Source organism: Polaromonas sp. AET17H-212, from assembly GCF_002379085.1.
Classification (GTDB): domain Bacteria; phylum Pseudomonadota; class Gammaproteobacteria; order Burkholderiales; family Burkholderiaceae_C; genus Polaromonas.
In genome coordinates this window covers 41,948-68,262 of record NZ_NBZW01000016.1, presented here as the reverse complement: position 1 = coordinate 68,262, position 26,315 = coordinate 41,948, and the positions used below count along the sequence as shown (strand labels likewise).

Sequence of the window (26,315 nt, the reverse complement as noted above, 5' to 3'; positions counted from 1 at the left end):
CTGCGCCCAGCTCTTCCACAATTGCAAGCGCGCGCCTGACATGCCCTTGCCTCAACCAGAATCATCCATGAACGAAACCCCGATCTCCTCCTGTGATGTGCTTGTTGTGGGCGGCGGTCCCGCCGGCTCCACCATTGCGGCCCTGCTGGCTGCGCAGGGACGAGACGTGGTGCTGCTTGAAAAAGCGCATCATCCCCGGTTTCACATCGGTGAATCGCTGCTTCCGGCCAATGTTGAACTTTTTGAGCGCCTGGGAGTGCGCGACCAGGTGGACCGCATCGGCATGCCCAAATGGGGCATCGAGTTTGTGTCTCCGGAACACGCGCATTGCAGCTACATCGAATTCGCCGATGCCTGGGACAAGTCGATGCCCTCGGCCTGGCAGGTGCGGCGTTCCGAACTGGACGAGCTGCTTTTCCGCAATGCGGCGACGCGTGGAGCGAAAACACTCGAGGGCTGTACCGTACGCGATGTGAGTTTTGACGCCGAGGGCGCCACGGTCCAGGCCGAAATGGACGATGGTGCGAAACGCAGCTGGCGCGCCCGCTTTGTGGTGGACGCGTCCGGCCGCGATACGCTGCTGGCCACCAAGCTGCGCTCCAAGGCCAAAAGCAAGGAACACAACAGCACAGCGCTGTTCGGCCATTTCACCAACGTCGAGCGGCTGGAAGGCAAGCGCGAAGGCAACATCAGCATCTGCTGGTTCCCACACGGCTGGTTGTGGTTCATTCCGCTGGCCGACGGCACGACCAGCGTCGGCGCGGTGTGCTGGCCGTATTACCTGAAGTCGCGAGAGAAGCCGCTGCACGAATTTTTCATGGACACCATCGCGATGGCACCGGAACTGAAACGCCGCCTTGCCAGTGCCACGCTGGTCGATGAAGCGGTGCACGCGACCGGTAATTTTTCCTACTGCAGCACCCACGCCACCGGTGACCGCTACCTGATGCTGGGCGATGCATTCACCTTCATCGACCCGATGTTCTCGTCCGGGGTTTACCTCGCGATGCACAGCGCTTTTGACGGCGCGGAGCTGGTGGCCACTGCGCTTGACCAGCCGGCCGACCTGCCTGCGGTGCGCAAAAGCTTTGAGGCCATGATGCGCAAGGGCCCCAGCGAGTATTCGTGGTTCATCTACCGCGTGACCAACCCGACCATCCGCGAGATGTTCATGCATCCCGCCAACCCCTTGCGCGTCAAGGAAGCCCTGCTGTCGCTGCTGGCCGGAGACATCTTCGGCAAGACGCCGTTCTGGGGTCGGCTGCGGATGTTCAAGGCGATCTATTACGGCATTTCGCTGGCGAACTTCCGCCGTACCTGGGCCGGCTGGAAGCGCCACCGCATGGCGATTCGCGACGTGGGCGCGCTCAAGGGCGAGACCATCCTGAAGACGGACGGCAGCTAGGCGGGAAGCTGGTAAGGACAGCTACCCCTGCGCCGCGCCGGGGCCGGGGTTCTTTCTACAATGGGGGATGTTCCCAGAAGTCCCCAGCTCCCCTCTCCTGCAAAACCTTAACCCGGAGCAACTCGCAGCCGTGACGCTGCCCAACACGCACGCGCTGATCCTGGCCGGCGCCGGTTCCGGCAAGACCCGCGTGCTGACCACCCGCATCGCCTGGCTGCTGCAGACCGGGCAGGTGTCGCCCGGCGGCATCCTGGCCGTGACCTTCACCAACAAGGCGGCCAAGGAAATGCTGTCGCGCCTGTCGGCCATGCTGCCGGTCAACGTGCGCGGCATGTGGATAGGCACCTTCCACGGCCTGTGCAACCGCTTCCTGCGTGCGCACTACAAGCTGGCGAACCTGCCCTCGACCTTCCAGATCCTGGACACGCAGGACCAGCTCTCGGCGATCAAGCGCCTGTGCAAGCAGTTCAACATCGACGACGAACGTTTCCCGCCCAAGCAGCTGATGTGGTTCATCGCCGGCTGCAAGGAAGACGGCCTGCGCGCCAAGGACGTGGTGGTGCGTGACGAGGAGACGCGCAAGAAGGCCGAGATCTACGCGCTCTACGAAGAGCAGTGCCAGCGCGAAGGCGTGGTCGATTTCGGCGAGCTGATGCTGCGCAGCTACGAGTTGCTGCGCGACAACGCACCGGTGCGCGAGCATTACCAGCGGCGTTTCCGCCACATCCTGATCGACGAGTTCCAGGACACCAACAAGCTGCAGTACGCCTGGATCAAGATGCTGGCCGGCCAGGGCGACGACGCTGCGCCCGGTGGCATGCCGGGCGGCTCGGTGGTGGCGGTCGGCGACGACGACCAGAGCATCTACGCCTTTCGCGGCGCGCGGGTCGGCAACATGGCGGACTTCGTGCGCGAGTTCCATGTGCAGCACCAGATCAAGCTGGAGCGCAATTACCGCAGCTTCGGCAACATCCTGGACTCGGCCAACGAGCTGATCAGCCACAACAGCAAGCGCCTGGGAAAAAACCTGCGCACCGAGGCCGGCCCCGGCGAGCCGGTGCGCGTCTTCGAGGCCATGTCCGACTTTGCCGAAGCGCAGTGGTTTGTCGATGAGGTGCGCGAGCTGGTGCGCGGCGGCATGGCGCGCAAGGAAATTGCGCTGCTGTACCGCAGCAATGCGCAAAGCCGGGTCATGGAAACCGCGCTGTTCAACAACGGCATTCCCTACCGCGTCTACGGCGGCCTGCGCTTTTTCGAGCGCGCCGAGATCAAACACGCGCTGGCCTATTTGCGCCTGATCGAGAACCCGAACGACGACACCAGCTTCATGCGCGTGGTCAACTTTCCGCCGCGCGGCATCGGTGCGCGCAGCATCGAGCAGTTGCAGGACATCGCACGCAGCGCCGGCTGCTCGCTGCATGACGCGGTCAGTGCCGTGCCCGGCAAGGCCGGCGCTAACCTCGGCGCCTTTGTCGCCAAGCTCGACGTGTTGCGCGAGCAGACGCCGGGCCTGAGCCTGCGCGAGATCATCGAGCTGGTGCTGCAGCACAGCGGGCTGGAAGAACACTACAAGCTCGAGAAGGAAGGCCAGGACCGGCTGGAGAATCTGGGCGAGCTGGTCAACGCTGCCGAGTCCTTTGTCAGCATGGAAGGTTTCGGCCGCGATGCCGTGGCCTTGCCGGTCGATGAACTCGGCACGCCGCTGTCGCAGTCGCCGGCCAGCCAGGGGCTGGACCTGTCCGCGCCGCTGGCCGACGAGCCGCTACCAGAACTGCTGGCGCCCAACCAGGAAACCGGCGAGACGCTGTCGCCGCTGGCCGCCTTCCTGACGCATGCCGCGCTCGAATCCGGCGACAACCAGGCGCAGGCCGGCCAGGACGCGGTGCAACTGATGACCGTGCATTCGTCCAAGGGCCTGGAGTTCGACTGCGTGTTCATCTCCGGCCTGGAAGACGGCATCTTCCCGCATGAGAACTCCCTGAGTGACGCCGGTGGCATCGAGGAAGAGCGCCGCCTGATGTACGTGGCCATCACACGTGCGCGCCAGCGCCTGTACCTGAGCCACTCGCAGACGCGCATGCTGCACGGCCAGACGCGCTACAACCTGAAAAGCCGCTTCTTCGACGAGTTGCCGGAGGCCGCCCTCAAATGGATCACGCCAAAAAACCAGGGCTTTTCGTCGGCCTACGGTGGCGGCAGTGGCGCCTGGTCTGCTACGAATTCAGGAGCTGGTGGTTCCCGTGGTGATTGGGCCAAGGCCGCTTTTGCTTCAAAGAATCAGGGGGGGGGGCAGTTCCCCAACCCAGCGGTGCCGGTGCAGCGCGAGGCGCCGGCGCATGGGCTGAAAAACGGCATGAACGTGTTTCACAACAAGTTCGGTGAAGGCAAGGTCATGATGCTCGAAGGCAGCGGCGACGATGCCCGGGCGCAAATCAACTTCACGCGGCATGGCGTGAAGTGGCTGGCCCTGAGCGTCGCCAAGCTCACGGTGGTTTAGCTACCTTGGTTAAGATGGGACAGACGACCAACCGCCCGCGAGACAACAATGAACGAGACAGAGACCAAGCCTGAAGCAGACGGTGCCACCGTCGAGGTCAGTCACCAGGAGTTCCGAACCGGGTTGCCCATGGGCCGTTTCCGCCTGATCGTGAACCCCGAGCGAGCGCAGAAATACGTCAAGCACCGGCTGTTCGTGATCGGCATCGCGCTGCCACTTCTGGGCATAGGCGCGGCGCTGGCCCTGTCCGGCCATGTGTGGTGGGGGCTGCCGCTGGTGGCCGCCGGCGCCTTGCTGCCCCGCGTCATCAAGGCGCATGCCGCCAAAATCCTGCTGCACCTGGCGCTGCATGACGCCAGGACTTACCGCGAAGCGATCGAGTACGAAATCCTGGAAGTACGTCGCGCGGCCTGAGCAGCCTTCGGGCTCGCCCGAACACGGCGACCTCGAGAAACGTCGAACCGACGCGGTTGTCCGGCCAGCAGCTGGCGCGCCAAGGCCGGGGTCTGGTCCGGCTTGTCGCTGTCGTCCCATCATTCTGCATTGCAGAATTTATAGATCACAATGTTGAGGAATTGTGCGGCCGCCCCATGCGGCCCAGGTTAGGAAATTCCATCGTTCCATTGAGAAATTCCGGGAAATCAGTCCTGTGGACAACATGAACTGATAGGATTGCCATATTCCGCATTGCAGAACACCATGGAAAAAGTACGCACTTCAGAACCGGCCGCTCCGGCCAGGGCCATCGTCGGAAACGTGAAGGAAGACCGGCATTTTGTGACCGCGCTGGCACGCGGCCTTGACGTGCTCGGTGCCTTCCGTTCGCGTGACCGCACCCTGGGCAACCAGGAACTGGCGCGCCGCTGCGGCCTGCCCAAGTCCACGATTTCACGTCTGACCTACACGCTGACCAAACAGGGCTACCTCGAACATGCGCAGGACGGCAACGGCAACCCGGGCTACCGGCTCGGCAGCGCGGTGCTGGCGCTGGGCAGCGCCATGCTGGCCCGCATGGACATGCGCCAGCTGGCGCGGCCGATGATGCAGGAGCTGGCCGACAGTTCGCAGGCCATGGTGTCTTTGGGCATACGCGACCGCCTGAGCATGATTTATGTCGAGAACTGCCGCAGCGAATCGGCCCTCACGCTGAGCCTGGACGTCGGTTCACGCATTCCGCTGGCCAGCACGGCGATGGGGCGCGCCTACCTGGCCGGCTGCAGCGACAGCGAACGCAGTGCGCTGATGGAGCGCATCCGGGCCCAGGACGAAAAAGCCTGGCCGCAGACCCGGGACGCGCTGGAACTGGCCCTGGTGCACTACCGCGAGCACGGCTGTTGCGCCTCGTTTGGCGAGTGGCAGAAAGACGTGAATGCCATCGCCGCGGCTTTCCGTCCGGGAAGCGGGCGTTCAGTGATGGTGGTCAATTGCGGCGGACCCGGTTTCAAGCTCTCGCCGCAGTTCCTGATGACCGAGGTGCGGCCGCAGTTGGTGGCGTTGGTGCGCCGGTTGCAGAACGCCGCCGGCGATGCCTGGTGAGGCCGGCTGGCGGCAGCGTTGGGCCGACGGCCCAGCGGCCGGGGCTCAGTAGCCCATCTGGCCGCGGCCGTCCTTGATGCCTTTTCGGCCGGCGATCTGCCAGGCCGTGCGCTGGTTCACCAGGCGGGCCAGAAATTCCAGCTCTTCGTCGGTGTGGTTCAGCGCCTGGGCGGGCGACAGGTAGCGCCCGTTGCGCGGTTCGGCGTCGGCCCAGAACGACTGGTGGTATTGCGCCTGGGACACTTGCTTGTCGCTGCCCGCGCCCAGGTCCACCGTGCCATAACAGTTGCAGAAATAGTTGCGCTTGCCCTGGTCGGCAAAAATCTCGGCATACACGCCGGTGCCGCGTATGCCGGCGGTCAGGGTTGGCATGACGATGGCGCGGTTCACGCCCTTGCCCCAGACGCTGGCCACCGCGCCGGTCAGCAGGCGCAACAGGCTGACCGCATGGAGCGTGGCACCACGCTCCACCGACAGGCGCGAGTTCTGGCGCACCTGGAAGGCCGAGTTGCCGATTGCAAACACGAGGTTGGCGCCCGGTCCGGTCTGGATCACATCGCCGGTCTGTATCGTATGCTCCGGGCTCAGGCGGCTGCCGTTGAGGGTGGCGTCACCGGTGAGTTGCACGATGTTGCTGCGCTGCTGCGCCATCGCGGCCGGCAGGCCCCCCATGGCCACCCAGGCCGCGGCGGCCTTGAGCGCGTCACGCCTCTGGAACCACAGGATTTCCTTTTCTTGCCGGCCTTGCAGCAGGTGCTGTGTCATGGCGTGTCTCCGGGGCTGGGGTTGTCGTCGTTGTTGACGGGGCTGTCGGGCGGGGTGGCATCAAAACTGTCGCGGAAGGTGAAATACAGCGAGCTCGAAAACATCGCGGCCATCAGCAGGGCGGCCGGCATGACCAGCGCGGCCGCGGCCTCGGGGCTGGCCAGCAGGCCGGCCAGCAGGCTTACCGCCAGGCCGATGAGCATCAGCACCACCATCCAGGTCAGGCCGAACAGCGCGTAGGCGCCGGCGTTCCTGACACACACGACGGCACTGAAAAACAGGCTCTTGACCGGTGTCACGCCATGCCAGTGCACCAGCGCGGGGGCATGCCAGAACAGGATGGAGACCGGCAGGTAGAGCGCCATGATGGTCAGCATCACCCCCTGCATTTCGGGTGCCAGGGCGCTTTCGCGGCTGACCGGCACATCGAAAAACAGCGGCACCACGAACACGATCAGCAGGCAGGCGGCCGCATACAGAAAACCCAGCACCATCATGGCGCGGGCGCGCTGCCGGCCGGCGCGGAAGGCGCTGACAAGAATGGCGGGCATCGGAAAACGGCCCTTGGTGGCCTCCAGCGTCGCGGCCATCAAGCCCAGGGTGGCCGCCGGCACGATCGCCAGCGCCAGCACCACGCCGACAAAGGGAATCAGCGATGCCAGCGTGGCCGCCGCCATGTACATGAAAAACAGGCCGGCCAGCGCCAGCGGCTGCTTGAAGAAGGTTTGTATGCCGAGTTTGACCCATGTGATGCCAGTACGCGCGGGAACGATGTTTAGTTTCATTGCTTGGGTTGCAGGTTGAGTGGGTCGGGTCGGTCGAGGGGCAATCGGAGGAGCTAAATGTGCGGACTCGGTGAACAATTTAACGCTGGCCGGGCAATTTGCTGCAAAAAAGCGGGCCCTGCAGCGGCTTTTTCGCGCCAGCCGTCGCCAGCCTGGGCGCGGCGCAACAACAGGCTCAGGCCGACAGGCTGCACGGATGGGCCACGCGCTGGCGCAGCACCCGTTCAAAATGGCCGGGATCGTGCGCCTGCAACAGCGCGGCTTCGCGCGGCAGGTAGAAGTCCCACAGCCGCGAGATCCAGAAACGCAGGGCGCCGGCGCGCTCCATGGCCGGCAGCAGGCTGCGTTCCTGGGCGTTCAGGGGGCGCACGGCCTGGTAGGCCGCCAGGAAGGCCGCGGTGCGTGCTGCGTCGCGTTCACCGGTGGCCAGGTCCACGCACCAGTCGTTGAGGCTGACGCCGATGTCGAACAGCAGGGCGTCCCAGCCGGCAAAGTAAAAATCAAAAAAACCGGTCAGGCGCAGGCCGTTGCCTTCGCCGTCGAACATCACGTTGTCGCGAAACAGGTCGGCATGCACCGGGCCGCGCGGCAGCGCCTGCCAGGCCGAGCAGGCGGCGACATGGTTCTGGTAGGCCAGTTCGGAGCGGATCAGGCTGCTTTGTTCGGGGCTGAGGTAGGGCAGGACCACCGGCACGGTCTCATTCCACCAGGCCAGGCCGCGCAGGTTGCCCTGCTGGCGGTCGAAGTCCTGTCCCGCCAGGTGCATGCGCGCCAGCATGTCGCCCACCGCCGCGCAGTGGGCCGGTGTGGGCGCCAGTTCGCTGCGGCCGCGCAGGCGGTCCACCACGGCGGCAGGTTTGCCCTTGAGCTTGTGCAGGATGTCGCCGGGCCAGCTGCCGGCGCCGGCCGTCAGCGCGGCATGGGGTTCCGGCACGGGGATGCCGCGCTGCGCCAGATGCTGCATCAGGTACAGGTAAAACGGCAACTGCTCGAAACCCAGGCGTTCGAACAGCGTCAGGACGTAGCGGCCCTGATCGGTGTCGGCGAAATAGTTGGTGTTTTCGATGCCGCCCGAGCAGGGGTCCAGGGTCTTCAACTGCCCCAGACCGAGCGAATGCAAAAGGGGAGCGGCCTCGTCAAACGAGACTTCGGTGTAAACGGCCATGCCTGAAACGGAAACTGAACTGAAACTGAAGGGAAAACTAGAACTTGAGCACGTTCCAGACACGTTTGCCGGTGCTGCCGGCGCCCGAGGTGGGCGGGGCGGTGCCGCCGCCCTTGGTGGCGTCGGAAGGCTGGACCTCGTAGGCCGGCACATTGGTTTTGGGCTGCACGGTGATGCTTTGTGTCTCGCCACCCACGCGCACTTCGTCGATGCGCGAACCGGCGTCTTCCGTGCGGATGCGCTGGATGGCCGGCTCGGGCCGGCTGCTGATGGGGTTGGTGCCGGGCGGCAGTGCTTGCGCAGGTGCCGCTGCCGGGTCAGGCGCCGCCGTCTGGGCCAGCACGGGGGCACAGGCCAGGGCAGCCGTGGCGGCGAACAGAAGGGAGCAAAGAGGGTGGTGCATGCCTGCATTGTAGGGGGCCGGCACCCCCGTGGATAGGGGCGGCAAAACGGTGACAATCGGGGCCATGAGCACCGAAAAAAAAACACTGCTGCTGGTGGATGGCTCCAGCTACCTCTACCGCGCTTTCCATGCGATGCCCGATCTGCGCGCCGACCCCGGCAACCCGCAAAGCCCGGCCACCGGCGCCATTCGCGGCATGATCAACATGATGCAGAAGCTGCGCAAGGACGTGCGCGCCGACTATGCCGCCTGCGTGTTCGACGCCAAGGGCCCGACCTTTCGCGATGCGCTCTACCCCGAGTACAAGGCCCAGCGCTCGGCCATGCCCGACGACCTGCGCAGCCAGGTCGAGCCGATCCACGAAGTCGTGCGCCTGCTCGGCTGGAAGGTGCTGGACGTGCCCGGGGTGGAAGCCGACGACGTGATCGGCACGCTGGCCTGCATGGCGTCGCAGCAGGGCATCGAGGTCATCATCTCCAGCGGCGACAAGGACCTGAGCCAGCTGGTCGATGAAAACATCACGGTGATCGACACCATGAACGACCGCCGGCGCGACCTGGCCGGCGTCGAGTCCGAGTTCGGCGTGCCGCCGCGCCTGATGGTGGACTACCAGACCCTGGTCGGCGATGCGGTGGACAACGTGCCCGGCGTGCCCAAGGTCGGCCCCAAGACGGCCGTGAAATGGCTGCTCGAATACGGCTCGCTCGATGCGCTGGTGGCCCGTGCTGGCGAGATCAAGGGCGTGGTCGGCGACAACCTGCGCCAGTCGCTCGACTGGCTGCCCAAGGGCCGCGAGCTGCTGACCATCAAGAAAGACTGCGAACTGCAGGACTACATCGAGGGTCTGCCTGCTATGGAATCCATAGCTGTCGGCGGCCAGCAGACAGAAGCTTTGAAGGATTTTTACGAAAAATTCGGGTTCAAGAGCCTGGTCCGCAGCATAGACGCGCAGAATGCGCCGGCCGAGTTGCCGGCCGGACCCGACACCCATCGCCAGGGCCGCGCCGCGCCCGCGGCCTCGTCCGACGAGCCCGGGCTGTTTGACGAGCCGGCCTTTCTGGCCACCCCGCTGGCCGAGCGCGCCACCAACCTGCGTTACGACACCGTGCTGGACTGGGCGATGTTCGACGCCTGGCTGGCAAAAATCGAAGCCGCCGAGCTGGTGGCGCTGGACACCGAAACCACCTCGCTGGACGAAATGCAGGCGCAGATCGTTGGCCTGAGTTTCAGTGTCACCCCGGGCGAGGCCGCCTACATACCGCTGACGCACGACTACCCCGATGCGCCGGCGCAGCTGCCGCGCGACGAGGTGCTGGCGCGCCTGAAACCCTGGCTGGAGAACCCGGCCAAGGCCAAGCTCGGACAACACGTCAAGTACGACCGCCATGTGTTTGCCAACCACGGCGTCGAGGTGCGGGGCTACGTCCACGACACCATGCTGCAGAGTTACGTGCTGGAAGTGCACAAGCCGCACGGCCTGGCCAGCCTGGCCGTGCGCCATGTGGGGCGCAGCGGCATCAACTATGAAGACCTGTGCGGCAAGGGCGCGCACCAGATCAAGTTCAACCAGGTCGACATCGCCAAGGCTGCCGAATATTCGTGTGAAGACTCGGACCAGACCCTGGACGTGCACCGCGTGCTCTGGCCGCGGCTGCAGGCCGACGACAAGCTGCGCTTCATCTACGAACTGGAAATGCGCAGCAGCGAAGCCCTGTACCGCATCGAGCGCAATGGCGTGCTGATCGACGCCCCGACGCTGGCCAAACAGAGCGGCGAGCTCGGCACGCGCATCCTGCAGCTCGAAGCCGAGGCCTACGAGATTGCCGGCCAGCCTTTCAACCTGGGCAGCCCCAAGCAACTGGGCGAGATCTTCTTTGACAAGCTGGGCATGCCGGTGATCAAGAAGACCGCCACCGGTGCGCGCAGCACCGACGAGGAGGTGCTGGAAAAACTCGCCGAGGATTACCCGCTGCCGGCCAAGCTGCTGGAGCACCGCTCGCTCTCCAAGCTCAAGGGTACTTACACCGACAAGCTGGCCCAGCTCGCGCACCCGAGGACGGGGCGGGTGCACACGCATTACGCGCAGGCGGTGGCCGTGACCGGGCGCCTGTCGAGCAACGAGCCCAACCTGCAGAACATTCCCGTGAAAACCGCCGAGGGCCGGCGCGTGCGCGAGGCCTTTGTGGCGCCGCCCGGTTGCCTGATCGCCAGCGCCGACTACTCGCAGATCGAGCTGCGCATCATGGCCCACCTGAGCGGCGACGAAGCGCTGCTGCGCGCTTTCACCGACGGCCTGGACGTGCACCGCGCGACTGCTGCCGAGGTGTTCGGCGTCGCGGTGGACCAGGTCAGCAGCGAGCAGCGCCGCTACGCCAAGGTCATCAACTTCGGCCTGATCTACGGCATGAGCAGCTTCGGCCTGGCGCGCAACCTGGGCATAGAAACCAAGGCCGCGGCCGCCTACATCGACAAGTATTTCCAGCGTTACCCGGGCGTGAAGAACTACATGGAGCAGACTGTGGTGTTTGCCCAGAAGAACCATTTCGTCGAAACCGTGTTTGGCCGGCGGCTCTACCTGCCCGAGATCAATGGCGGCAACGGCCCGCGCAAGAAGGCGGCGGAGCGGCAGGCCATCAACGCGCCCATGCAGGGCACGGCGGCCGACCTGATCAAGCTCAGCATGGTCAAGGTGCAGGACGTGCTCGATGCCGAACAACGCGCTACCAAAATGATCATGCAGGTGCACGACGAGCTGGTGTTCGAGGTGCCCGAGGCCGAGGTCGAATGGGTGCGCCACGAAATTCCGCGCCTGATGGCCGGGGTGGCGGACCTCAAGGTGCCGCTGCTGGCCGAGATCGGCATCGGGCCGAACTGGGAAAAGGCGCACTGAAGCCGCAGGGACAGGCGGCATGACAGCCATCAAGACCTACGGCATGTCCGAGCGTGCCGACCACCTCGATTTCGACATCCGCTCCCAGCTGGTGCGCCCGCCGCTGGTCAGGCCGCACCGGCATGAGTATTTCCAGATCCAGATCAGCCTGCAGGGCGACACCGAACAGAACGTGGCCGGCACCGTGCGGCCATTCCGGCGCGGCTACCTGAGTTTCATCCTGCCCTACCGCGTGCATGTGATCCCGCACCCCGAGGGTTCGCGTTACGTCATCATCAACATGGCGCAGCAGTTCTTGCGGCCCGGTCTGGATGTGGACCCGCTGGACCTGGAGGACGTGCCCTTGAGCCGTGCGCCCGAGCTGGCGCCTTTCCTGTTTCAGGAGTACGCCGACTTCTATTTCACGGAAGAAGAGTTTCCCGAGATCGAGAGACTGCTGGACAAGCTCGCCCTGGAAAATGCCAACCGGCGTTTCGGTTCGGTCGAGATGATCCGCGGCCTGATGCTGCAGCTGATCGCGCTGGTCTGCCGCAAGTTCGAAGCCGACCTGCTGCGGTTTTCGGCCAGCCAGGCGCAGTTAGGCAGCCGGCGTGCCGGCCTGCAGCGGGCGGTGCGGTTCATCCGCGAGCACCTGGCCGGCGAGATCGCACTGGCCGATGTGGCGGCCGCGGCTTTCCTGTCGCCCAACTACCTGGCGCACCTGCTCAAAAAGGAAACCGGCAAGACCTTCACCGAGCTGGTGACCGAGCGGCGCCTGGAGTTTGCGCAGGAACTGCTGACCCACAGCAACCAGCGTATCGCCAGCATCGCGCATGCCTCGGGCTTTGTCGACGAGGCCTATTTCGCGCGGCGCTTCCGGCAGCGGTTTGGCCAGACGCCGCGGGCCTTTCGCGACGGCGTGCGCGCCAGGATCTCCGGCGCGGCCTGATCTCCTGCGCGTGTTGCATTGAATCGTCCGGTAAATGCGTAATTGCGTCTGTACGCCAGTCCCGGGCGCGGCCTAAGCTTGCGGTCGAGACAGACTCTGACCACACCCAAGGAGACAAACATGAAAAAAATCACTGACATCAGCAAACGCGGCCTTCTGCAATCCGGCGTCCTGATGACTGCAGGCGCGGTGGTCGGCTGCGCCACCCCGGGCACGGCGGCCAACACCCCGGCCACGCCGTTCACCGTGCCTGGCACCTATGTGCCGATTGCCGGCAGCAGCGAGATGTTTCCGGTGCGCCGCATTTACTGCATAGGCCGCAACTACGCGGCCCACGCGATCGAGATGGGCTCGGATCCGACCCGCGAGCCGCCTTTCTTCTTCCAGAAACCGACGGATGCGATTCAGGCGGTGGCGCCCGGCACCGTGGCTGACCATCCCTATCCCAGCCTGACCAAAAACTACCACTACGAGGTCGAACTGGTGGCGGCCCTGTCCAAGGGCGGGCGCAACATCCCCATGAGTGCGGCGCTGGACTGCGTTTACGGCTACGCCCTGGGCCTGGACATGACGCGGCGCGACCTGCAGCGCGGCATGGGTGACCAGAAAAAGCCCTGGGAGATCGGCAAGAGTTTTGACCGCTCGGCGCCCATCGGCCCGATCCACAAGGTGGCGCAGACCGGCCACTACACCAAGGGTGCGATCTGGCTCAAAGTCAACGGGCAGACCAAGCAGCAGGCCACGCTCAACCACATGATCTGGTCGGTCGCCGAGCAGATCTCCAGGCTCTCCGAGGCCTTCGAGCTGTTTCCCGGCGACATCATTTATTCCGGTACACCGGAAAACGTCGGCCCGGTGGTCAAGGGCGACGTGATCGAATGCCACATCGACGGTTTGCCCGGACTCAGCGTCAAGATTGTGTGAGCCCGATTGGAGGCGAGGGCAGGGGGGGCCGAGACGCGGTGGGCGGCAGGAAATACCTCGTGGTATTTCCTCGCACCAGCAGGAATTTATGCGACCGCATAGACTCAACGCGTTTTGTTCACGCCCCTTCAACCCAGACATTGAGAAAACCGCCATGCTCAACAGCGACCAGAAATCCGAGTTTGATTCCCTGCTCCCCGGCCAAAGCAACGAGAACGGAGCGACCCGCCGCACGGCGCTCAAGGCAGCACTCGGCGTCGGTTATGCCGCCACGGCCCTGCCCATCATGGCGCAGACCGCGATCAAGACGTCCGCCGAGGGCCTGAAGGCTGGCGAAACCTCGTTTGAAGTCAATGGTTTCAAGGTGCCGGCGTATTACGCCGCGCCCGCCGGCAAAACCGGCCTGCCCGTGATCCTGGTGATCCAGGAAATTTTTGGCGTGCATGAATACATTGCCGACACCGTCCGCCGTTTGGCCAAGGCCGGTTACCTGGCCATTGCGCCCGAGCTGTATGCCCGCCAGGGTGATCCGGCAGAGTTCGGCGAACTGGCCAAGCTGATGGCCGAGGTTGTCTCCAAGGTGCCTGACGCCCAGGTCATGGCCGACCTGGACGGCGCCGTGAAGTGGGCGGGCGCCAACGGCGGCGACACCGCCAAGGTGGGCATCACCGGTTTTTGCTGGGGTGGCCGCGTCACCTGGCTGTACAGCGCACACAACCCCGGCGTCAAGGCGGGTGTGGCCTGGTACGGCCGCCTGGTCGGTGCCAGCACGCCGCTCACGCCCAAACACCCGATCGACATCACCCCCATCCTGAACGGCCCGGTGCTCGGCCTGTATGGCGGGCAGGACAGCGGCATCCCCCTTGACACGGTTGATAAGATGAAAGCGGCCCTTGCCGGCGGCAGTGCCGCGGCGAAGGCCTCGCGGTTTGTGGTGTACCCTGATGCCCCGCACGCTTTCCACGCCGACTACCGGCCGAGCTTCCGCAAGGAGCCGGCAGAAGACGGCTGGAAACGCGCTCTGGCGTGGTTCAAGGCCAACGGCGTCGCTTAACTCAAGCCCGCCCGGCACGGAGCCGCCCCACAGCAATGTGCGGCGGCTTTTTTGCGTTTTGGGCGAGTTTTTAAAACCTTTTCGGGCTTCAGCCCATATAGATCGGGCGTGAGCAGCTATGACATTGATAGCAATTTTGACCGGCACCCTGGCCGCCGGCATCGGCAGCGTGTGGCTGGCGGCGCTGCTCAGCTTTGGCGTGCTGGCCCGCTACACCAACCACATGCTCAGCCTGGCCGCTGGCGCGCTGCTGGCGACCGCCTTCATGCACCTGCTGCCCGAAGCTTTCGAGAGCCAGGCCGGCGCGCAGGAGCTGTTTGCCACCTTGCTGGTCGGGCTGGTGTTTTTCTTTCTGCTCGACAAGGCCGAGCTGTACCACCACGGCCATGAGCACCATGACCCCAAGAGCCCGCAGCAGGTGGACTATCTGATCGCGCCGCTGCGATCGGGCAACTCCGGGCGCGCCGAACACGTGGACACCGCGCCCGCTTCCTTGCAGCCCGGCGAACAGCATCTTCACCGTCACCACCACCACGGCCAGCCCGCCAGAGCAGGCAGCTGGGCCGTGCTGACCGGCGACAGCGTGCATGCCTTCGGTGACGGCATCCTGATTGCCTCGGCCTTCGTTGCCGACATGCGCCTGGGTGTGATCACCGCGCTGGCCGTGCTGGCGCATGAAGTGCCGCACCACATGGGTGACCTGGTGGTGCTGCGCCATACCTCCGGCAACCGCAGCATGGCCCTGATCAAGGTGTCGCTGGCCGGTGCCGTGACCGCCCTGGGCGGCCTGGTCGGTTACGCGCTGGTGGACATGCTGCACGACTGGCTGCCCTTTTTCCTGGTGGTGGCCTCCAGCAGCTTTGTCTATGTGGCACTGGCCGACCTGATTCCGCAGCTGCAAAAACGGTTGACGGCCCGCGAAACACTCGCGCAGATTGCCTGGCTGGGCGTGGGGATTGCGCTGGTCACGCTGGTCAGCGGGCTGGCGCATTCGTCGCATTGAACGGCTGGCGGCCTTTGCCGGCCGACGGGTCAGCCCTGTCAGCCCTGTCAGCCCTGTCAGCCGGACACTGACAGGCGGAAGGCATCGCAGCCTATAGGCGCGGCGCCCGGGTGCGGCCATCATGGAGGCATTCTTCCAGGATGCCGCCATGAAACTGCAAACGCCCACACCTTTCAAACCCCGCCGGACCCGCCGCATCGCCGCGGCCTACATCGCCTACCTCACCTCCGTCTGCGCCAGCATGGCGGCGGCAGCGGCCGTGGTGACCGAGACCGTGCCGCTGACGCTGGGAGGGTTCTGAAATGCATACCGAACCGAACGCCCTTCCCGAGGAGGAAGAACCGGCGGTGACGCCAGGCGACGACAGCAACGACGACCCCACGCCGCCACTGCCGGTGGACCCGAGCGGCACACCGCAGCGCAATCCGGCGGTGGACCAGGCGGCCAATGACACGGAACTTGCGCTGCCAACGGAAGAGCCCGAGATCGGCAACGAGCGCGACATTCCGTCCGACGGCCGCGACCTGGAAGGCGAGGGCATGATTCGTGATCTCGACAAACCGGTGGAGCCATCCCCCGCCGTTAAACCGGAAAGGGAGTAGCCGTGGCGACCGACCCCAACGTGCCACCGCCCGAGCCGGTGCAACCCATCGCCAGCCCGCCCAACCCCGGCCAGGTGCAGCCCACGCCACAGCCGATGTAACTCGGGTTGCAAGGGGCGGGCGTCCCGGTATCCGCCTATTTTCTGACGTGTCAGTGCAGGGGAGGCGGGATGGGCGATGCATGCGGCCTGCAGCTGCTGGTCCTGGCTGAGGACAAGCCGGGCTGAATCACTCCTGTTTCGATAGCTGCCTGCGACCGCAGCACAAGGGCTGGCGGCTGATTTTGCTATGAGGCTAAGCGGCTAAGCGGCTATGAGGCGATCCGGCTAGGAAGTTGTGGTGTCGAACACCGCCGCAGGGCGTTCGCCGGCCAGGGCCTGCAGCAAGCTGGTGGTGGCCAGCTCGGCCATCGCGTGCCGGGTCTCGAAAGTTGCCGAACCGATGTGCGGCAGGGCCGTGACTTTGGGATGGCGGCGCAGGGGCGAGTCTATCGGCAGCGGTTCGGTGGCAAAAACATCCAGCCCGGCGGCGCGCAGTGTGCCGTGGTCCAGCGCCTGCAGCAAGGCGTCCTCCTGCACGGTGGCGCCGCGCCCGCCGTTGACAAAAATAGCGCCGGCTTTCATCAGGGCGAACTCCCGTGCACCCATCAGGCCGCGTGTTTCGCCGGACAAGGGCAGCATCGCCACCACGATGTCGGCGCGCGCCAGCAACTCGTCCAGCGGCATGTGTTGGGCACGGCCGCGCAGCTCGGGCGCCTGCACCGCCAGGTCGACAGGCCGGCGCGCATGGTAGAGCACCGGCATGCCGAAACCCAGCGCCGCCCGGCGCGCAATCGCCTGCCCGATGCGGCCGAAGCCGAGCAGGCCCAGTGTCTTGCCATGCACATCAAAACCGAACAGGTCTTCGCCGATGTTTTGTGTCCAGCGGCCGTCGCGGACCAGGTTCGCCAGTTCGACGATACGCCGGTTGGTCGCCATCAGCAGGGCGAACACGGTGTCGGCCACCGTCTCGTCGAGCACGCCCGGCGTGTGGCACAGCAGGATGCCGCGTGCCGCCAGGGCGGGCAGCGCGTAGTTGTCCACGCCGACGGAGACACTGGAGATGACCCGGAGCCGCGGCGCGGCGGCGAGCAGGGCGTCGTCCACCGGGTAACTCGCGCCGATCAGGCCTTCGGCCGTGGCCAGGGCGGCGCGAAACGCCGGCAGCTGCGCGGGGAGGCGCGGATCGGCCACGGTCACCTCGTGCAGCGCCTGCAGGCGCGCCAGCTGGTCAGGGGGCAGTTCGCGAAAGACCAGGATGTGTTTGCGCATGGGGAGAACCTTGTTCAGAGTTGGGCGGCGTTGAGTTCGGCGCGGGTCGGCAGGCCTTCGCTGTCGCCCAGCACCTGCACGGCGCGTGCGCCTATCCAGGCGCCGCGTCGGACCGCCTGCGGCACGCCCAAGCCGTCGAGCAGGCCGCTGATCACACCGACGGCAAAACCGTCGCCGGCGCCCACGGTGTCGACCACCTCGGCGACCGGAAAGCCGGGCACGTGGCCGCAACCGCTGTCGCCGTCGAAATACGCGCCCTCGCTGCCGAGCTTGACGACCACGAGTTGTGCGCCGCGCTGGCGGTAAAAGCGGGCAATGCCTTCGGCGCTGGTTTCGCCGGTCAGAAAGCGGCCCTCCTCGAGGCCGGGCAGCACCCAGTGGGCGCGCGCCGCCAGGTCGTTGATGGCGTCTCGCATCACCCCGGGGCTGGCCCAGAGCGTGGGACGCAGGTTGGGATCGAAGGACACGCTGCGGCCGGCGGCGCGCATCAGGTCCAGGGTCCGGCGGGCGGCGGGCAGGGTACTGGCCGACACCGCGGCAAACACGCCGGTCGCGTGCAGGTGCCGGGCCGACAGCAGCCAGTCCTCGTCGATGTCCTGCACCCCCATGTGGCTGGCGGCCGAGCCCTGGCGGTGGTATTCCACCGGCGGGTCGCTGCCGTCGAGCACGCGGCCCTTGAACTGGAAACCGGTTTTCTGCGTGGGGTCACAGATCACGTGCGAGCAGTCGATGCCTTCGCCCGCCATCGCCTTGATCAGGTAGCGGCCCATCATGTCGGTGCCCAGGCGGCTGGCCCAGCCGACCTTCAGGCCCAGGCGCGCCAGGCCGATCGCCACATTGGTTTCGGCGCCGGCCGTGCGTTTGTGGAAGGCCCCGGCGTCCTCGAGCGGGCCGGGCCGGTCGGCGACCAGCAGCAGCATGGCTTCGCCGAAGGTGACAACGTCCAGCGCGCTGTCCCTTGCGCCGGCGCCTTCAGTGCGCATGCTGGTGCGAACTCAGGATCTGGCCGAGGAAGTTGCGGGTGGTCTCGTGCTGCGGGTTGCTGAAGAACTGCTGCGGCGGCGCCTGCTCGATGATCTTGCCGTCGGCCATGAAGATCACGCGGTCGGCCACGCTGCGGGCAAACCCCATCTCGTGCGTGACACACAACATGGTCATGCCTTCATCGGCCAGGCTGATCATGGTGTCCAGCACCTCCTTGACCATTTCCGGGTCCAGCGCCGAGGTCGGCTCGTCAAACAGCATGATCTTGGGTGTCATGCACAGCGCACGCGCGATGGCCACGCGCTGTTGCTGGCCGCCCGAGAGCTGGCTCGGGTATTTCTGCGCCTGCTCGGGAATGCGCACACGCGTGAGGTATTTCATCGCGATGGCTTCGGCTTCCTGCTTGCTCAGGCCGCGCGAGCGCATCGGCGCCAGCATGCAGTTCTGCAGAATCGTCAGGTGCGGAAACAGGTTGAACTGCTGGAACACCATGCCGACTTCCTGGCGCACCGAATCGACATTCCTGCCGCCGGCGGTGAGGTCGATGCCGTCCACCACGATGCGGCCTTTCTGCACGGTCTCCAACCGGTTGATGCAGCGGATCAGCGTGGACTTGCCCGAGCCGGACGGCCCGCAGACCACAATGCGTTCCCCGGCCGCCACGCTCAGGTTGATGTCGGTCAGTACCTGGAACTTGCCGAACCATTTGTCCACCGCTTCGATGCGGATGATGGGTTCGGCTCCCGCGACCGGGGTCCGGGAAGGCATTGTGTCTGTCATGAAAGCACCGTCCAGGGGTTTATTGCATTTTCGGCAGGTCGGTTTCCAGCCACTTGCGGTACAGCTTGTTGAGTTCGCCGTTGGCCGTGTTGCGGGCGACGAAGTCATCCACGGTTTTGAGCAGCTCGGCCTGGCCGGGACGCATGGCGACCGCCATCACCTGCTGACGCAGCAGGAACTTGTTTTCGTAGGTGTTGGCCGGCGCACGCTTGTCGATCTGCGCGGCGACCGTGGTCGAGCAGCCGATCGCATCGACCTGGCCGGACATCAGCGCCTGCATGGCCGAGGCGTCGTCGTCGAAGCGGCGGATTTCGGTGCCTTCAGGCGCGACGGCCGTCAGCGCCACGTCCTGGGTGCTGGCCCGGGCCACGCCGACGCGTTTGCCCTTGAGGTCGGCCGCGGTCTTGATGCCGGCCTTCTTGTCGCCGTAAACGACGATGCTGGCGGCGGCATAGGGCTTGGAGAACTGGACCTGCTTGGCGCGCTCCGGTGTGACCGCCAGTGAGGCGACCAGCAGGTCGACCTTGTTGGTCAGCAGGAAGGGAATGCGGTTGGGGCCGGTCACCGGCACCAGGTTGAGCTTGACGCCCAGGTCCTTGGCCATCAGGCGCGCCACATCAGCGTCGTAACCGTCGGGCTGGTTGGCGCTGTTGGTCGTGCCATAGGGCGGAAAGTCCACCAGCATGCCGACGGTGAGCTCGCCTTTTTTCTTGATGTCGGCCACGCTTTGCGCGCTGGCCGCGGGGGCCCAGGCCGACAGCGTGGCCGTCAGGGCGAGGGCGAGGGCGGTGCCGGTGAACACGCGGCGTTGCAGGGATTTGATCATGGGGAAGTCTCCGTTGATTGAGGGGAAGAAACGAAAGCTGCGAAGCGGCTGCCTTGCGGTCAGCGTGAGAGCGCTGCGGCGTGCCGGCGCTCCATCCGTGCGGCCAGCAGCGACAGTGGCCAGCACAGCACGAAATAAATGGCCGCGACCACGCTGAAGACGATGAGCGGCTGGAAGGTGGCGTTGTTGATGATCTGGCCGGCGCGGGTGATCTCGGCGAAGCCGATGATGGCGGCCAGCGAGGTGCCCTTGATGATCTGCACCATGTAGCCCACGGTGGGCGCCAGCGCTATCTTGAAGGCCTGCGGCAGGACCACGTCGCGCAGGCGCGCGCTGTAGGACAGGTTCAGTGCATGGGCTGCTTCGGTCTGTCCCGCCGGCACCGCCTGGATGCAGCCGCGCCAGATTTCACCGAGGAAGGCGCTGCTGTTGAGAACCAGTGCGACGCCGGCGGCGAGCCAGGGGTTGATGTCGAACCCGAGCACCGGCGCGCCGAAAAACACCAGGAACAGCTGCAGCAGCAGCGGGGTACCCTGGAAAATCTGGATGAAGCCGCCGGACAGCAGCTGCGCCGTGCGGTTGCCGGAGGTGCGCGCCAGCGCAATCACCAGCCCGCCGATGGCGCCACCGGCAAAGGCGATCAGCGACAGCGCAATCGTCCACTGCGCCGCCTGCAGGATGAACAGGAATTCGGGAAGGCCGAAGGTACGCATCAGCGGCGGTCCGGGTAGTTGAGGCTGGTCCTGTAGATCAGGCGGAACAGCGCGGAAAAGGCCAGCGCCAGCAGCAGGTAGATGCCGGCGACCACGATGTAGATCTCGAAGCTGCGAAATGTCTGCGACTGCAGGTTGGCGGCGACCGAGGTCAGGTCGTCGGCGGAAATCGCCGAGACCACCGCCGAACTGAGCATCAGCAGGATGAACTGGCTGGTCAGCGCCGGGTAGATCGCCTTGAGTGCCGGCTTGAGGATGACAAAACGGAAAATCTCGTGGCGCTTGAGGTTGAGCGCCAGCCCTGCTTCGATCTGGCCCTTGGGGATGGATTCGATGCCGGCGCGGATGATCTCCGTCGCATAGGCACCGAGGTTGATGACCATGGCCGTCAGCGCCGCGGTGTAGGCCGACCAGCGCAGGCCCAGCACCGGCAGCGCAAAAAAGAAGAAGAACAGCTGCACCAGGAAAGGCGTGTTGCGGATCAGCTCGATGTAGGCGTTGATCACAAAACGCAGGGGTCGGGGGCCGGCGGTTTTGCCCCAGGCGCAGGCGATGGCCAGGAGCAGCCCGAACAGCATCGCCAGCAGCGACAGCTCGATGGTGTTCCAGGTGCCCCTGAGCAACAGGGGCCAGGCTGCAAAGACATCACCGAATTGAAATGTGTAGTTCATGGACGGGCGGCGGCGCTGGGTGGCGCAAGCGCCGCAATCAGGGGGAACGCGAGAATTCCTGGAACAAGGGGCTGGACACGCAGCCGGAGGTGGCTTGCGAAGGTCTATGAAACCGGTTTCAGTGAATTATAAAAGAATCCTGGTGCCTGCCGTAAGCATGGATAACCCTAGGCGTGGCCGGACGGCGGGTCGCGCAGCGGCGAGGACGAACCTCGCACGATGAGCTGGCCGGGCAGCAGGATCTGCCGCGCCGGCAGCGCCACGCCGCGCAGGCGTTCGATCAGGCAGCCGGCGGCCATGCGGCCGATATCGTCGGTCGGCTGCGCGATGGTGGTCAGGCCGGGGCCGACGTAAGGCGACCATTCGGTTTCATCAAAACCGACCAGCCCGACCTGTTCGCCGAAACGCCAGCCGAGTCTGGCCATGGCCGCGACCACCCGCAGGGTGACCACCGCGTTGCTCGACACGATGCCCGGCAGGTGCTGGCCGGCCCGCTGGCGCAGCGCCCGCAAGGCCTGGTCCAGCGCGTCGGCATTGTCGGCGCTGCTCTCGAAGGTACGGCCCGTCACCGCCGGTTTGTCTGTGCCCTCGGCGAGGAAGGCAAGAAAGGCGGCTTCGCGTTCCACGCGTGAACTGACGTCGCGGACCGGTTCCGACACGAACAGCAGCTCGCGGTAGCCGCGCTCGACCAGGTGGCCGGCCGCCAGACGCACCGAGCCGGCATTGTCCAGCGAGACAAAGTCGGCCTGCATGCCCTGGTGGCGACGGTCCACCAGCACCACCGGTTTGCCGTGGCGCGCCGCCGCGGCCGCCGCGCCGGCATCCCGGCCCAGGGTGTTGAGGATGAAACCATCGACCTGGTAAGCCGTCAGGGCTTCAATGGCTTCGCGTTCGCGCGTGCCGTTGTTGCCGAGATTGAACAGCATCAGCAGGTAGCCGGCCTCCTGGCAGGCTTTTTCGGCCCCGCGCAGCACGGCCACGGAAAACGGGTTGGTCACATCGGCCACGACCAGGCCGATCAGGCGCGAGCGGCCGCGCTTGAGGGCTTGCGCCATGGGGCTGGGCACGTAGGCCAGGGCAGCGACGGCGACCTCGACACGGCGTGCGATGTCCGGGCTGAGGAGCTTGTCGCGGTGGTTCAGAAAGCGCGACACGGTGGCTTTGGATACACCGGCGGCACGCGCCACATCGGCAATGGTGGCACGCGGCGTGGGTGGCGCGGGGGCGGCGGCAGTCAGGAGTGCAGGGGTGGGCATGGCAGGGCATGGGCCGGCGTGAAACCAGTTTCAGTAAATGGTAGCACCCTGTTCCAGGCGGCTGGCCCAGCCAGCCTTCAGGTCCAGGCGCGCCAGGCCGATGGCCACATTGGTTTCAGCGCCGGCCGTGTGGTTGTAAAAAGAGGTGGCGTTTTCGAGCGGGCCCGGCCGGTCGGCCAGCAGCAGCATGGCTTCGCCAAAAGTGACGACATCGAGCGCGCTTGTCATGGGTGTTCACGGGGAGAGTGCAGGGTGCGCGAATCGTAGCACCTCCTATTTGCTACTTTATTGATAGCTGCTTATGCTTATGGAAAAAGGGCTGGAGCCCGATTTTATGCAGAAAACCGCTGGCGAACAGCACGGGCCTCCGCGCGGCCAAGGCCGGCGTCGCCGCAGGGTGATCAGCGCCACCTTGCCGCGCAGCCTGTTTCACGGGGCCGCGGCCATGGCCGTCACGCGGCTGCGTGTCAACGCCTTCACAAGGGCATGTCACTTTCGTGCTGTCCTACAAACACATCAACGGTGTCTGACACAGGCGCATGGGAGCGCTGTCTAGAGTCGTTTTTGTGTCTGGCCGTCGGCCATGCATGCAGCACCGCCGGTGCTGTGAGTGACAAACCAACCATCACCAGGAAGCCCATCATGAGCAAAGCACCCCCGAAGATGAACGACGCCGTCGATCAGCTCGATGCCGACCACATTGCCGTCAAGAAGCTGTTCACCCAGTTCAAGAAACTCAGCGAAGCCAAGGCGCCCGCCGACGAGCGCAAGGCGCTGGCCGACAGGATCTGCAAGGAGCTGACCGTGCATGCCGACATCGAAGAACAGATTTTTTACCCGGCGGCACGCGAGGCCATCGGTGACGACGCGCTGCTCAACGAAGCCGAGGTCGAGCATGCCAGCGCCAAGGACCTGATCGCGCAGATTTCGGACATGGATGCGGACGAAGCACTGTTCGATGCCAAGGTGATTGTGCTCGGCGAATACGTCGACCACCACGTGGAAGAAGAGCGTGAAGAGATGTTTCCCAAAGCCCGCAAGAGCGACATGGACCTCAAGGCCATGGTTGCCGACCTGAAGGCGCTCAAGCAGGAACTGCTGGCCAAGGATGAGGTGCCCGCCTGAGGCGGCGCCACGGCGACCCCGCCCCGCGGGGTCTGCCCTGAAGGTTTGCCGCGGCGTTCAGGCCGTGGCGGCGCCGACGCGGGGATCGAAGGAAAAATAGAAACACGCGCCCGCCCCCTCGGACGATTCGCCGCGTATCAGGCCGCCGTGCCGCTCCAGAATGCGGTGCACGGTGGCCAGTCCGATGCCGCTGCCTTCGAATTCGGTGTCATGGTGCAGCCGGTGGAAGGGCTTGAACAGGCTGTCGGCATACTCCATGTTGAAGCCGGCGCCGTTGTCGCGCACGAACAGCATCTTGCGCCCGCCCTCGCGCGCCGGCAGCAGGCCGAACTCGATGGTCGCTTCGGACTGCTGGCGCGAGTATTTCCAGGCGTTGCCGATCAGGTTTTCCAGGATGATGCGTGCAAGTTTGCTGTCGCAGCGGCCGCGGATGCCGGGCTGGATCGTGACCTGCACCGGACGCTGCGGGTCGCGTTGCCTTTCCTGCACGACCACCTGCTGCGCCATGACGCTGAGGTCCACATCCTCCAGCACCAGCTTTCCCTTGCTGACGCGGGCCAGCGCCAGCAGGTCGCTGATCAGTTCGTGCATGCGTACCACGTTGACCCGGACACGGTCGAACAGGCGTTGCTCCTCGTCGCTGAGCCGGCCCTTGAGGCGGCGCGCCAGCAGCACGCTGAATCCCTCGATGCTGCGCAGCGGGGACTGCAGGTCGTGCGACACCGAGTAACCGAAAGACTCCAGCTCGGCATTGGTCGCCATGAGCTGCTCGGTGCGCTCGTTGACACGCTGCTCCAGTGTTTCGTTAAAGCGCGAAATTTCACGGTCGCGCCGCAGCCGCACCAGCTCGGCCGTGATACGGCTGGCAAAAATCTGCATCAACGCATCCCGATCGGCGGAGCGGGCTTGGGGCTTTCGCCACAAGGCATTGACGACGCCGATGGGGGTGCCATCGGCATCGCACAGTGCCGCGCCGATGTAGGCGTGGAAGTTGCCCTCCGTCAGGACCCGGTCGTGCGGAAAAAGCTCTTGCACGCCCTCGTTGTAGACACACAGGTCGGACTGGCTGAGGACCTTGTCGCAGGGGGTGCCGGCCAGCGCATACCGGATGTCGGGCTGCAGCTTGCCGTCCTGAACCATGGACAGGGAGGCGACAGTCTGGTCCGCCATGGTTTCGCCCACGATCACCAGATCCGCGCCGATGGCCATGGCCAGATGCTGGACCACGGAACGGAAGAAGGCTTCGCCGGTGCCGCTCGACAGGGCTTTGGCGACATCGATCAGCTGGGCTTCCCGGCGCTTTTGCTCGCTGATGTTGATGGTCGAGTTGAGCATGCAGGGCTCGCCGGCGATGTCGATGATCGCCGACCAGACCCGGCAGTCGACCATGCTGCCGTTTTTGTGGCGCATCTGCATTTCGCGGCTCAGCACCCGCCCACCGGCCTGCAGGTCCTGGACAAACTGCCTGCGTTCTGCTTCGCTGGGCCAGACCCCGATCTCGACCGATGTGCGCCCCACCAGGTCTTCCGGCTCAAAGCCGTGGATACGGTCTTCCGCAGCGTTGGCGGCCAGGAAGGTGCCGTCGGACACCCGCGTGATGGTCATGTTGATGGGGCTGAAATCAAAAGCCTTGGAGAACAGTTCGGCCGACTGGCGCGCTGCCAGCCTGGCCTGGGTTTCGGCGGTGGCGTCGGTGATGGTGGAGACCACGATGCGGCCCTGGCCGCGGCCTTCGATTTCGGTCGACAGCAGGGCGTTGATCAGGCGGCCGTCTTTTCTGCGGCCCTCCAGCGGCAGATTGATGGCACGGCCCGTGGCGGCCATCTGCCGCTGGAAGGCCTTGCGGGCCGCCAGGTCATTCCACAGATGGGCGTCGGTGCCGCCTATGGATTCTTCACGCGAGTAGCCCCACAGGCGCTCGAAGGCGGGGTTCACGTCGAGCACCGTCATCGCTTCGAGGTCCTGCACGATGATGGCCGCCGGGCTGTTGCGAAAAATCCGGCTGAAGCGGTCTTCGCTCAGGCGCAGTTCGTCTTCGGCCTTCTCGCGCCGGCGCAGTTCGGCATGTTGCTCGCGCAGCGCCCGGAGCACCACCCGGCGGCTGGTGTACACGCTGCCGGCAATGCCGGTGAGCAGCAGGACATTGACCAGCCAGAACCGCAGATCCACCGCGAAATCCGGTTTGACCAGCAGGCCGGCCTGTTCGGCCCAGCTCAGCAGGCCCAGGACAAGGGCACTGATGACCACCGCAGAGATCAGGGACTTCTTTCCCTGCATCATTCCCGCGGCGATCACGGCGCCGACAAAACCCAGCAGCAACGCACTGCGCGCCGAGCCGTAGGCCAGCATGCCGGCCGCCGACAGCCCAATCAGGGAATAGACCAGCAGGTAGCTGGTCCACTGGTAATGTCCCAGGTGCAGCAACCAGTAGCCGAGCGCGGTCAGCGCCAGCGCGACGGTGATCACGATGATTTGCAAGTGGCCGATTTCCTGGGCGAGCGACAGGCCCAGCACCATCGGCAGGCTGACCAGCAACATCAACAACAGCGACCGCAGCCCGTGCGAGTAGCGTTTTTCGATCAGCTCCGCAGCCAGCAGGCGGGTGGTTTCGGGATAGGAAGAGGTGTGGGGCATGACGGGGGCTGGTCTGACGAATACTAAAGCACTGCATCGCACGCGTGAAACTGCTTGCT

The 26,315-nt window shown here is 65.2% G+C and carries 24 protein-coding genes and 1 pseudogene; 12 read left to right on the top strand and 13 right to left on the bottom strand.

Annotation, left to right across the window (positions count from 1 at the left end; genetic code table 11):
• Window positions 1–40: 40 nt before the first annotated feature.
• From B7G53_RS13615 to B7G53_RS13600, 4 genes are all read left to right on the top strand, one after another.
• Complete coding sequence (locus B7G53_RS13615; protein ID WP_096668535.1) at window positions 41–1,405, top strand: NAD(P)/FAD-dependent oxidoreductase; 1,365 nt, start codon at window positions 41–43, stop codon at window positions 1,403–1,405.
• 67 nt (window positions 1,406–1,472) lie between these two features.
• A complete protein-coding gene (locus tag B7G53_RS13610) occupies window positions 1,473–3,902 on the top strand; it encodes a UvrD-helicase domain-containing protein (protein WP_096668533.1) in 2,430 nt (809 codons plus the stop codon).
• Window positions 3,903–3,950: 48 nt separating this feature from the next.
• Complete coding sequence (locus B7G53_RS13605; protein WP_096668531.1) at window positions 3,951–4,316, top strand: hypothetical protein; 366 nt, start codon at window positions 3,951–3,953, stop codon at window positions 4,314–4,316.
• A 285-nt stretch (window positions 4,317–4,601) separates the two neighbouring features.
• A complete protein-coding gene (locus tag B7G53_RS13600) occupies window positions 4,602–5,438 on the top strand; it encodes an IclR family transcriptional regulator (RefSeq protein WP_096668613.1) in 837 nt (278 codons plus the stop codon).
• A gap of 45 nt (window positions 5,439–5,483) precedes the next feature.
• Here B7G53_RS13600 and B7G53_RS13595 read toward each other — a convergent pair whose 3' ends face one another.
• The 4 genes from B7G53_RS13595 to B7G53_RS13580 all read right to left on the bottom strand — a co-directional run bounded on the left by B7G53_RS13595 (window position 5,484) and on the right by B7G53_RS13580 (window position 8,556).
• Window positions 5,484–6,203: an iron dicitrate transport regulator FecR gene (locus B7G53_RS13595; protein WP_096668530.1), complete on the bottom strand. Its 720-nt coding sequence runs from the start codon at window positions 6,201–6,203 to the stop codon at window positions 5,484–5,486.
• On the bottom strand, window positions 6,200–6,988 hold the full coding sequence (locus tag B7G53_RS13590; protein ID WP_096668528.1) for a BPSS1780 family membrane protein: 789 nt from the start codon (window positions 6,986–6,988) through the stop codon (window positions 6,200–6,202). Before B7G53_RS13590 ends, B7G53_RS13595 begins: the two co-directional genes overlap by 4 nt.
• A 175-nt stretch (window positions 6,989–7,163) precedes the next feature.
• Window positions 7,164–8,153, bottom strand: a complete 990-nt coding sequence (locus B7G53_RS13585) for a homoserine kinase (protein WP_096668526.1) — start codon at window positions 8,151–8,153, stop codon at window positions 7,164–7,166.
• Between the two features lie 37 nt (window positions 8,154–8,190).
• A complete protein-coding gene (locus tag B7G53_RS13580; protein WP_096668524.1) occupies window positions 8,191–8,556 on the bottom strand; it encodes a hypothetical protein in 366 nt (121 codons plus the stop codon).
• A 64-nt stretch (window positions 8,557–8,620) separates the two neighbouring features.
• On the opposite strand from B7G53_RS13580, the gene polA reads away from it, so the two are divergent.
• The 7 genes from polA (at window position 8,621) to B7G53_RS13545 (ending at window position 15,957) form a co-directional block, all read left to right on the top strand.
• Window positions 8,621–11,446 carry a DNA polymerase I gene (gene polA / locus B7G53_RS13575; RefSeq protein ID WP_096668522.1) on the top strand — a complete coding sequence of 942 codons (2,826 nt, stop codon included), beginning with the start codon at window positions 8,621–8,623 and terminating at the stop codon, window positions 11,444–11,446.
• A gap of 19 nt (window positions 11,447–11,465) precedes the next feature.
• On the top strand, window positions 11,466–12,374 hold the full coding sequence (locus B7G53_RS13570; RefSeq protein WP_096668520.1) for a helix-turn-helix transcriptional regulator: 909 nt from the start codon (window positions 11,466–11,468) through the stop codon (window positions 12,372–12,374).
• A 120-nt stretch (window positions 12,375–12,494) separates the two neighbouring features.
• A complete protein-coding gene (locus B7G53_RS13565; protein WP_096668518.1) occupies window positions 12,495–13,298 on the top strand; it encodes a fumarylacetoacetate hydrolase family protein in 804 nt (267 codons plus the stop codon).
• Window positions 13,299–13,452: 154 nt separating this feature from the next.
• Window positions 13,453–14,352, top strand: coding sequence for a dienelactone hydrolase family protein (locus B7G53_RS13560; protein ID WP_096668516.1), 900 nt, complete (start codon window positions 13,453–13,455; stop codon window positions 14,350–14,352).
• A gap of 118 nt (window positions 14,353–14,470) precedes the next feature.
• A complete protein-coding gene (locus tag B7G53_RS13555) occupies window positions 14,471–15,355 on the top strand; it encodes a ZIP family metal transporter (protein WP_096668514.1) in 885 nt (294 codons plus the stop codon).
• 148 nt (window positions 15,356–15,503) lie between these two features.
• Window positions 15,504–15,656: a hypothetical protein gene (locus tag B7G53_RS22870; protein ID WP_176491365.1), complete on the top strand. Its 153-nt coding sequence runs from the start codon at window positions 15,504–15,506 to the stop codon at window positions 15,654–15,656.
• Between the two features lies 1 nt (window position 15,657).
• Window positions 15,658–15,957, top strand: coding sequence for a hypothetical protein (locus B7G53_RS13545; RefSeq protein ID WP_096668510.1), 300 nt, complete (start codon window positions 15,658–15,660; stop codon window positions 15,955–15,957).
• Between the two features lie 326 nt (window positions 15,958–16,283).
• Here the strand turns inward: B7G53_RS13545 and B7G53_RS13540 are convergent, their stop codons facing one another.
• From B7G53_RS13540 to B7G53_RS13505, 8 genes and pseudogenes are all read right to left on the bottom strand, one after another.
• Window positions 16,284–17,267 (bottom strand): 2-hydroxyacid dehydrogenase, encoded by a 984-nt coding sequence (locus tag B7G53_RS13540; protein WP_096668508.1) that lies wholly within the window; start codon window positions 17,265–17,267, stop codon window positions 16,284–16,286.
• A gap of 14 nt (window positions 17,268–17,281) precedes the next feature.
• Entirely contained in the window at window positions 17,282–18,250 is a 969-nt protein-coding gene (locus B7G53_RS13535; protein WP_096668507.1) for a sugar kinase, read from the bottom strand.
• Window positions 18,240–19,019, bottom strand: coding sequence for an amino acid ABC transporter ATP-binding protein (locus tag B7G53_RS13530; protein WP_096668505.1), 780 nt, complete (start codon window positions 19,017–19,019; stop codon window positions 18,240–18,242). The genes B7G53_RS13535 and B7G53_RS13530 overlap by 11 nt, the downstream gene beginning before the upstream one ends.
• Before the next feature lie 31 nt (window positions 19,020–19,050).
• Window positions 19,051–19,857, bottom strand: coding sequence for a transporter substrate-binding domain-containing protein (locus B7G53_RS13525; RefSeq protein ID WP_096668503.1), 807 nt, complete (start codon window positions 19,855–19,857; stop codon window positions 19,051–19,053).
• Between the two features lie 59 nt (window positions 19,858–19,916).
• Entirely contained in the window at window positions 19,917–20,570 is a 654-nt protein-coding gene (locus B7G53_RS13520) for an amino acid ABC transporter permease (RefSeq protein ID WP_096668501.1), read from the bottom strand.
• A complete protein-coding gene (locus B7G53_RS13515) occupies window positions 20,570–21,241 on the bottom strand; it encodes an amino acid ABC transporter permease (protein ID WP_096668499.1) in 672 nt (223 codons plus the stop codon). Before B7G53_RS13515 ends, B7G53_RS13520 begins: the two co-directional genes overlap by 1 nt.
• A 167-nt stretch (window positions 21,242–21,408) precedes the next feature.
• Complete coding sequence (locus tag B7G53_RS13510) at window positions 21,409–22,497, bottom strand: LacI family DNA-binding transcriptional regulator (RefSeq protein WP_096668497.1); 1,089 nt, start codon at window positions 22,495–22,497, stop codon at window positions 21,409–21,411.
• Window positions 22,498–22,551: 54 nt separating this feature from the next.
• Window positions 22,552–22,725 (bottom strand): annotated as a pseudogene (locus B7G53_RS13505) (sugar kinase); the annotation flags it as partial.
• A 414-nt stretch (window positions 22,726–23,139) separates the two neighbouring features.
• On the opposite strand from B7G53_RS13505, the gene B7G53_RS13500 reads away from it, so the two are divergent.
• Window positions 23,140–23,622, top strand: a complete 483-nt coding sequence (locus tag B7G53_RS13500; RefSeq protein WP_096668493.1) for a hemerythrin domain-containing protein — start codon at window positions 23,140–23,142, stop codon at window positions 23,620–23,622.
• A gap of 57 nt (window positions 23,623–23,679) precedes the next feature.
• Here B7G53_RS13500 and B7G53_RS13495 read toward each other — a convergent pair whose 3' ends face one another.
• Window positions 23,680–26,256, bottom strand: a complete 2,577-nt coding sequence (locus B7G53_RS13495; protein WP_096668491.1) for a PAS domain-containing sensor histidine kinase — start codon at window positions 26,254–26,256, stop codon at window positions 23,680–23,682.
• Window positions 26,257–26,315 lie beyond the last annotated feature (59 nt).

Bases quoted from the DNA above. Each gene is read 5' to 3' on its own strand.
- B7G53_RS13615 (WP_096668535.1), top strand. From the start codon at position 41: ATGCCCTTGCCTCAACCAGAATCATCCATGAACGAAACCCCGATCTCC.
- B7G53_RS13610 (WP_096668533.1), top strand. From the start codon at position 1,473: ATGTTCCCAGAAGTCCCCAGCTCCCCTCTCCTGCAAAACCTTAACCCG.
- B7G53_RS13605 (WP_096668531.1), top strand. From the start codon at position 3,951: ATGAACGAGACAGAGACCAAGCCTGAAGCAGACGGTGCCACCGTCGAG.
- B7G53_RS13600 (WP_096668613.1), top strand. From the start codon at position 4,602: ATGGAAAAAGTACGCACTTCAGAACCGGCCGCTCCGGCCAGGGCCATC.
- B7G53_RS13595 (WP_096668530.1), bottom strand. From the start codon at position 6,203: ATGACACAGCACCTGCTGCAAGGCCGGCAAGAAAAGGAAATCCTGTGG.
- B7G53_RS13590 (WP_096668528.1), bottom strand. From the start codon at position 6,988: ATGAAACTAAACATCGTTCCCGCGCGTACTGGCATCACATGGGTCAAA.
- B7G53_RS13585 (WP_096668526.1), bottom strand. From the start codon at position 8,153: ATGGCCGTTTACACCGAAGTCTCGTTTGACGAGGCCGCTCCCCTTTTG.
- B7G53_RS13580 (WP_096668524.1), bottom strand. From the start codon at position 8,556: ATGCACCACCCTCTTTGCTCCCTTCTGTTCGCCGCCACGGCTGCCCTG.
- polA (WP_096668522.1), top strand. From the start codon at position 8,621: ATGAGCACCGAAAAAAAAACACTGCTGCTGGTGGATGGCTCCAGCTAC.
- B7G53_RS13570 (WP_096668520.1), top strand. From the start codon at position 11,466: ATGACAGCCATCAAGACCTACGGCATGTCCGAGCGTGCCGACCACCTC.
- B7G53_RS13565 (WP_096668518.1), top strand. From the start codon at position 12,495: ATGAAAAAAATCACTGACATCAGCAAACGCGGCCTTCTGCAATCCGGC.
- B7G53_RS13560 (WP_096668516.1), top strand. From the start codon at position 13,453: ATGCTCAACAGCGACCAGAAATCCGAGTTTGATTCCCTGCTCCCCGGC.
- B7G53_RS13555 (WP_096668514.1), top strand. From the start codon at position 14,471: ATGACATTGATAGCAATTTTGACCGGCACCCTGGCCGCCGGCATCGGC.
- B7G53_RS22870 (WP_176491365.1), top strand. From the start codon at position 15,504: ATGAAACTGCAAACGCCCACACCTTTCAAACCCCGCCGGACCCGCCGC.
- B7G53_RS13545 (WP_096668510.1), top strand. From the start codon at position 15,658: ATGCATACCGAACCGAACGCCCTTCCCGAGGAGGAAGAACCGGCGGTG.
- B7G53_RS13540 (WP_096668508.1), bottom strand. From the start codon at position 17,267: ATGCGCAAACACATCCTGGTCTTTCGCGAACTGCCCCCTGACCAGCTG.
- B7G53_RS13535 (WP_096668507.1), bottom strand. From the start codon at position 18,250: ATGCGCACTGAAGGCGCCGGCGCAAGGGACAGCGCGCTGGACGTTGTC.
- B7G53_RS13530 (WP_096668505.1), bottom strand. From the start codon at position 19,019: ATGCCTTCCCGGACCCCGGTCGCGGGAGCCGAACCCATCATCCGCATC.
- B7G53_RS13525 (WP_096668503.1), bottom strand. From the start codon at position 19,857: ATGATCAAATCCCTGCAACGCCGCGTGTTCACCGGCACCGCCCTCGCC.
- B7G53_RS13520 (WP_096668501.1), bottom strand. From the start codon at position 20,570: ATGCGTACCTTCGGCCTTCCCGAATTCCTGTTCATCCTGCAGGCGGCG.
- B7G53_RS13515 (WP_096668499.1), bottom strand. From the start codon at position 21,241: ATGAACTACACATTTCAATTCGGTGATGTCTTTGCAGCCTGGCCCCTG.
- B7G53_RS13510 (WP_096668497.1), bottom strand. From the start codon at position 22,497: ATGCCCACCCCTGCACTCCTGACTGCCGCCGCCCCCGCGCCACCCACG.
- B7G53_RS13500 (WP_096668493.1), top strand. From the start codon at position 23,140: ATGAGCAAAGCACCCCCGAAGATGAACGACGCCGTCGATCAGCTCGAT.
- B7G53_RS13495 (WP_096668491.1), bottom strand. From the start codon at position 26,256: ATGCCCCACACCTCTTCCTATCCCGAAACCACCCGCCTGCTGGCTGCG.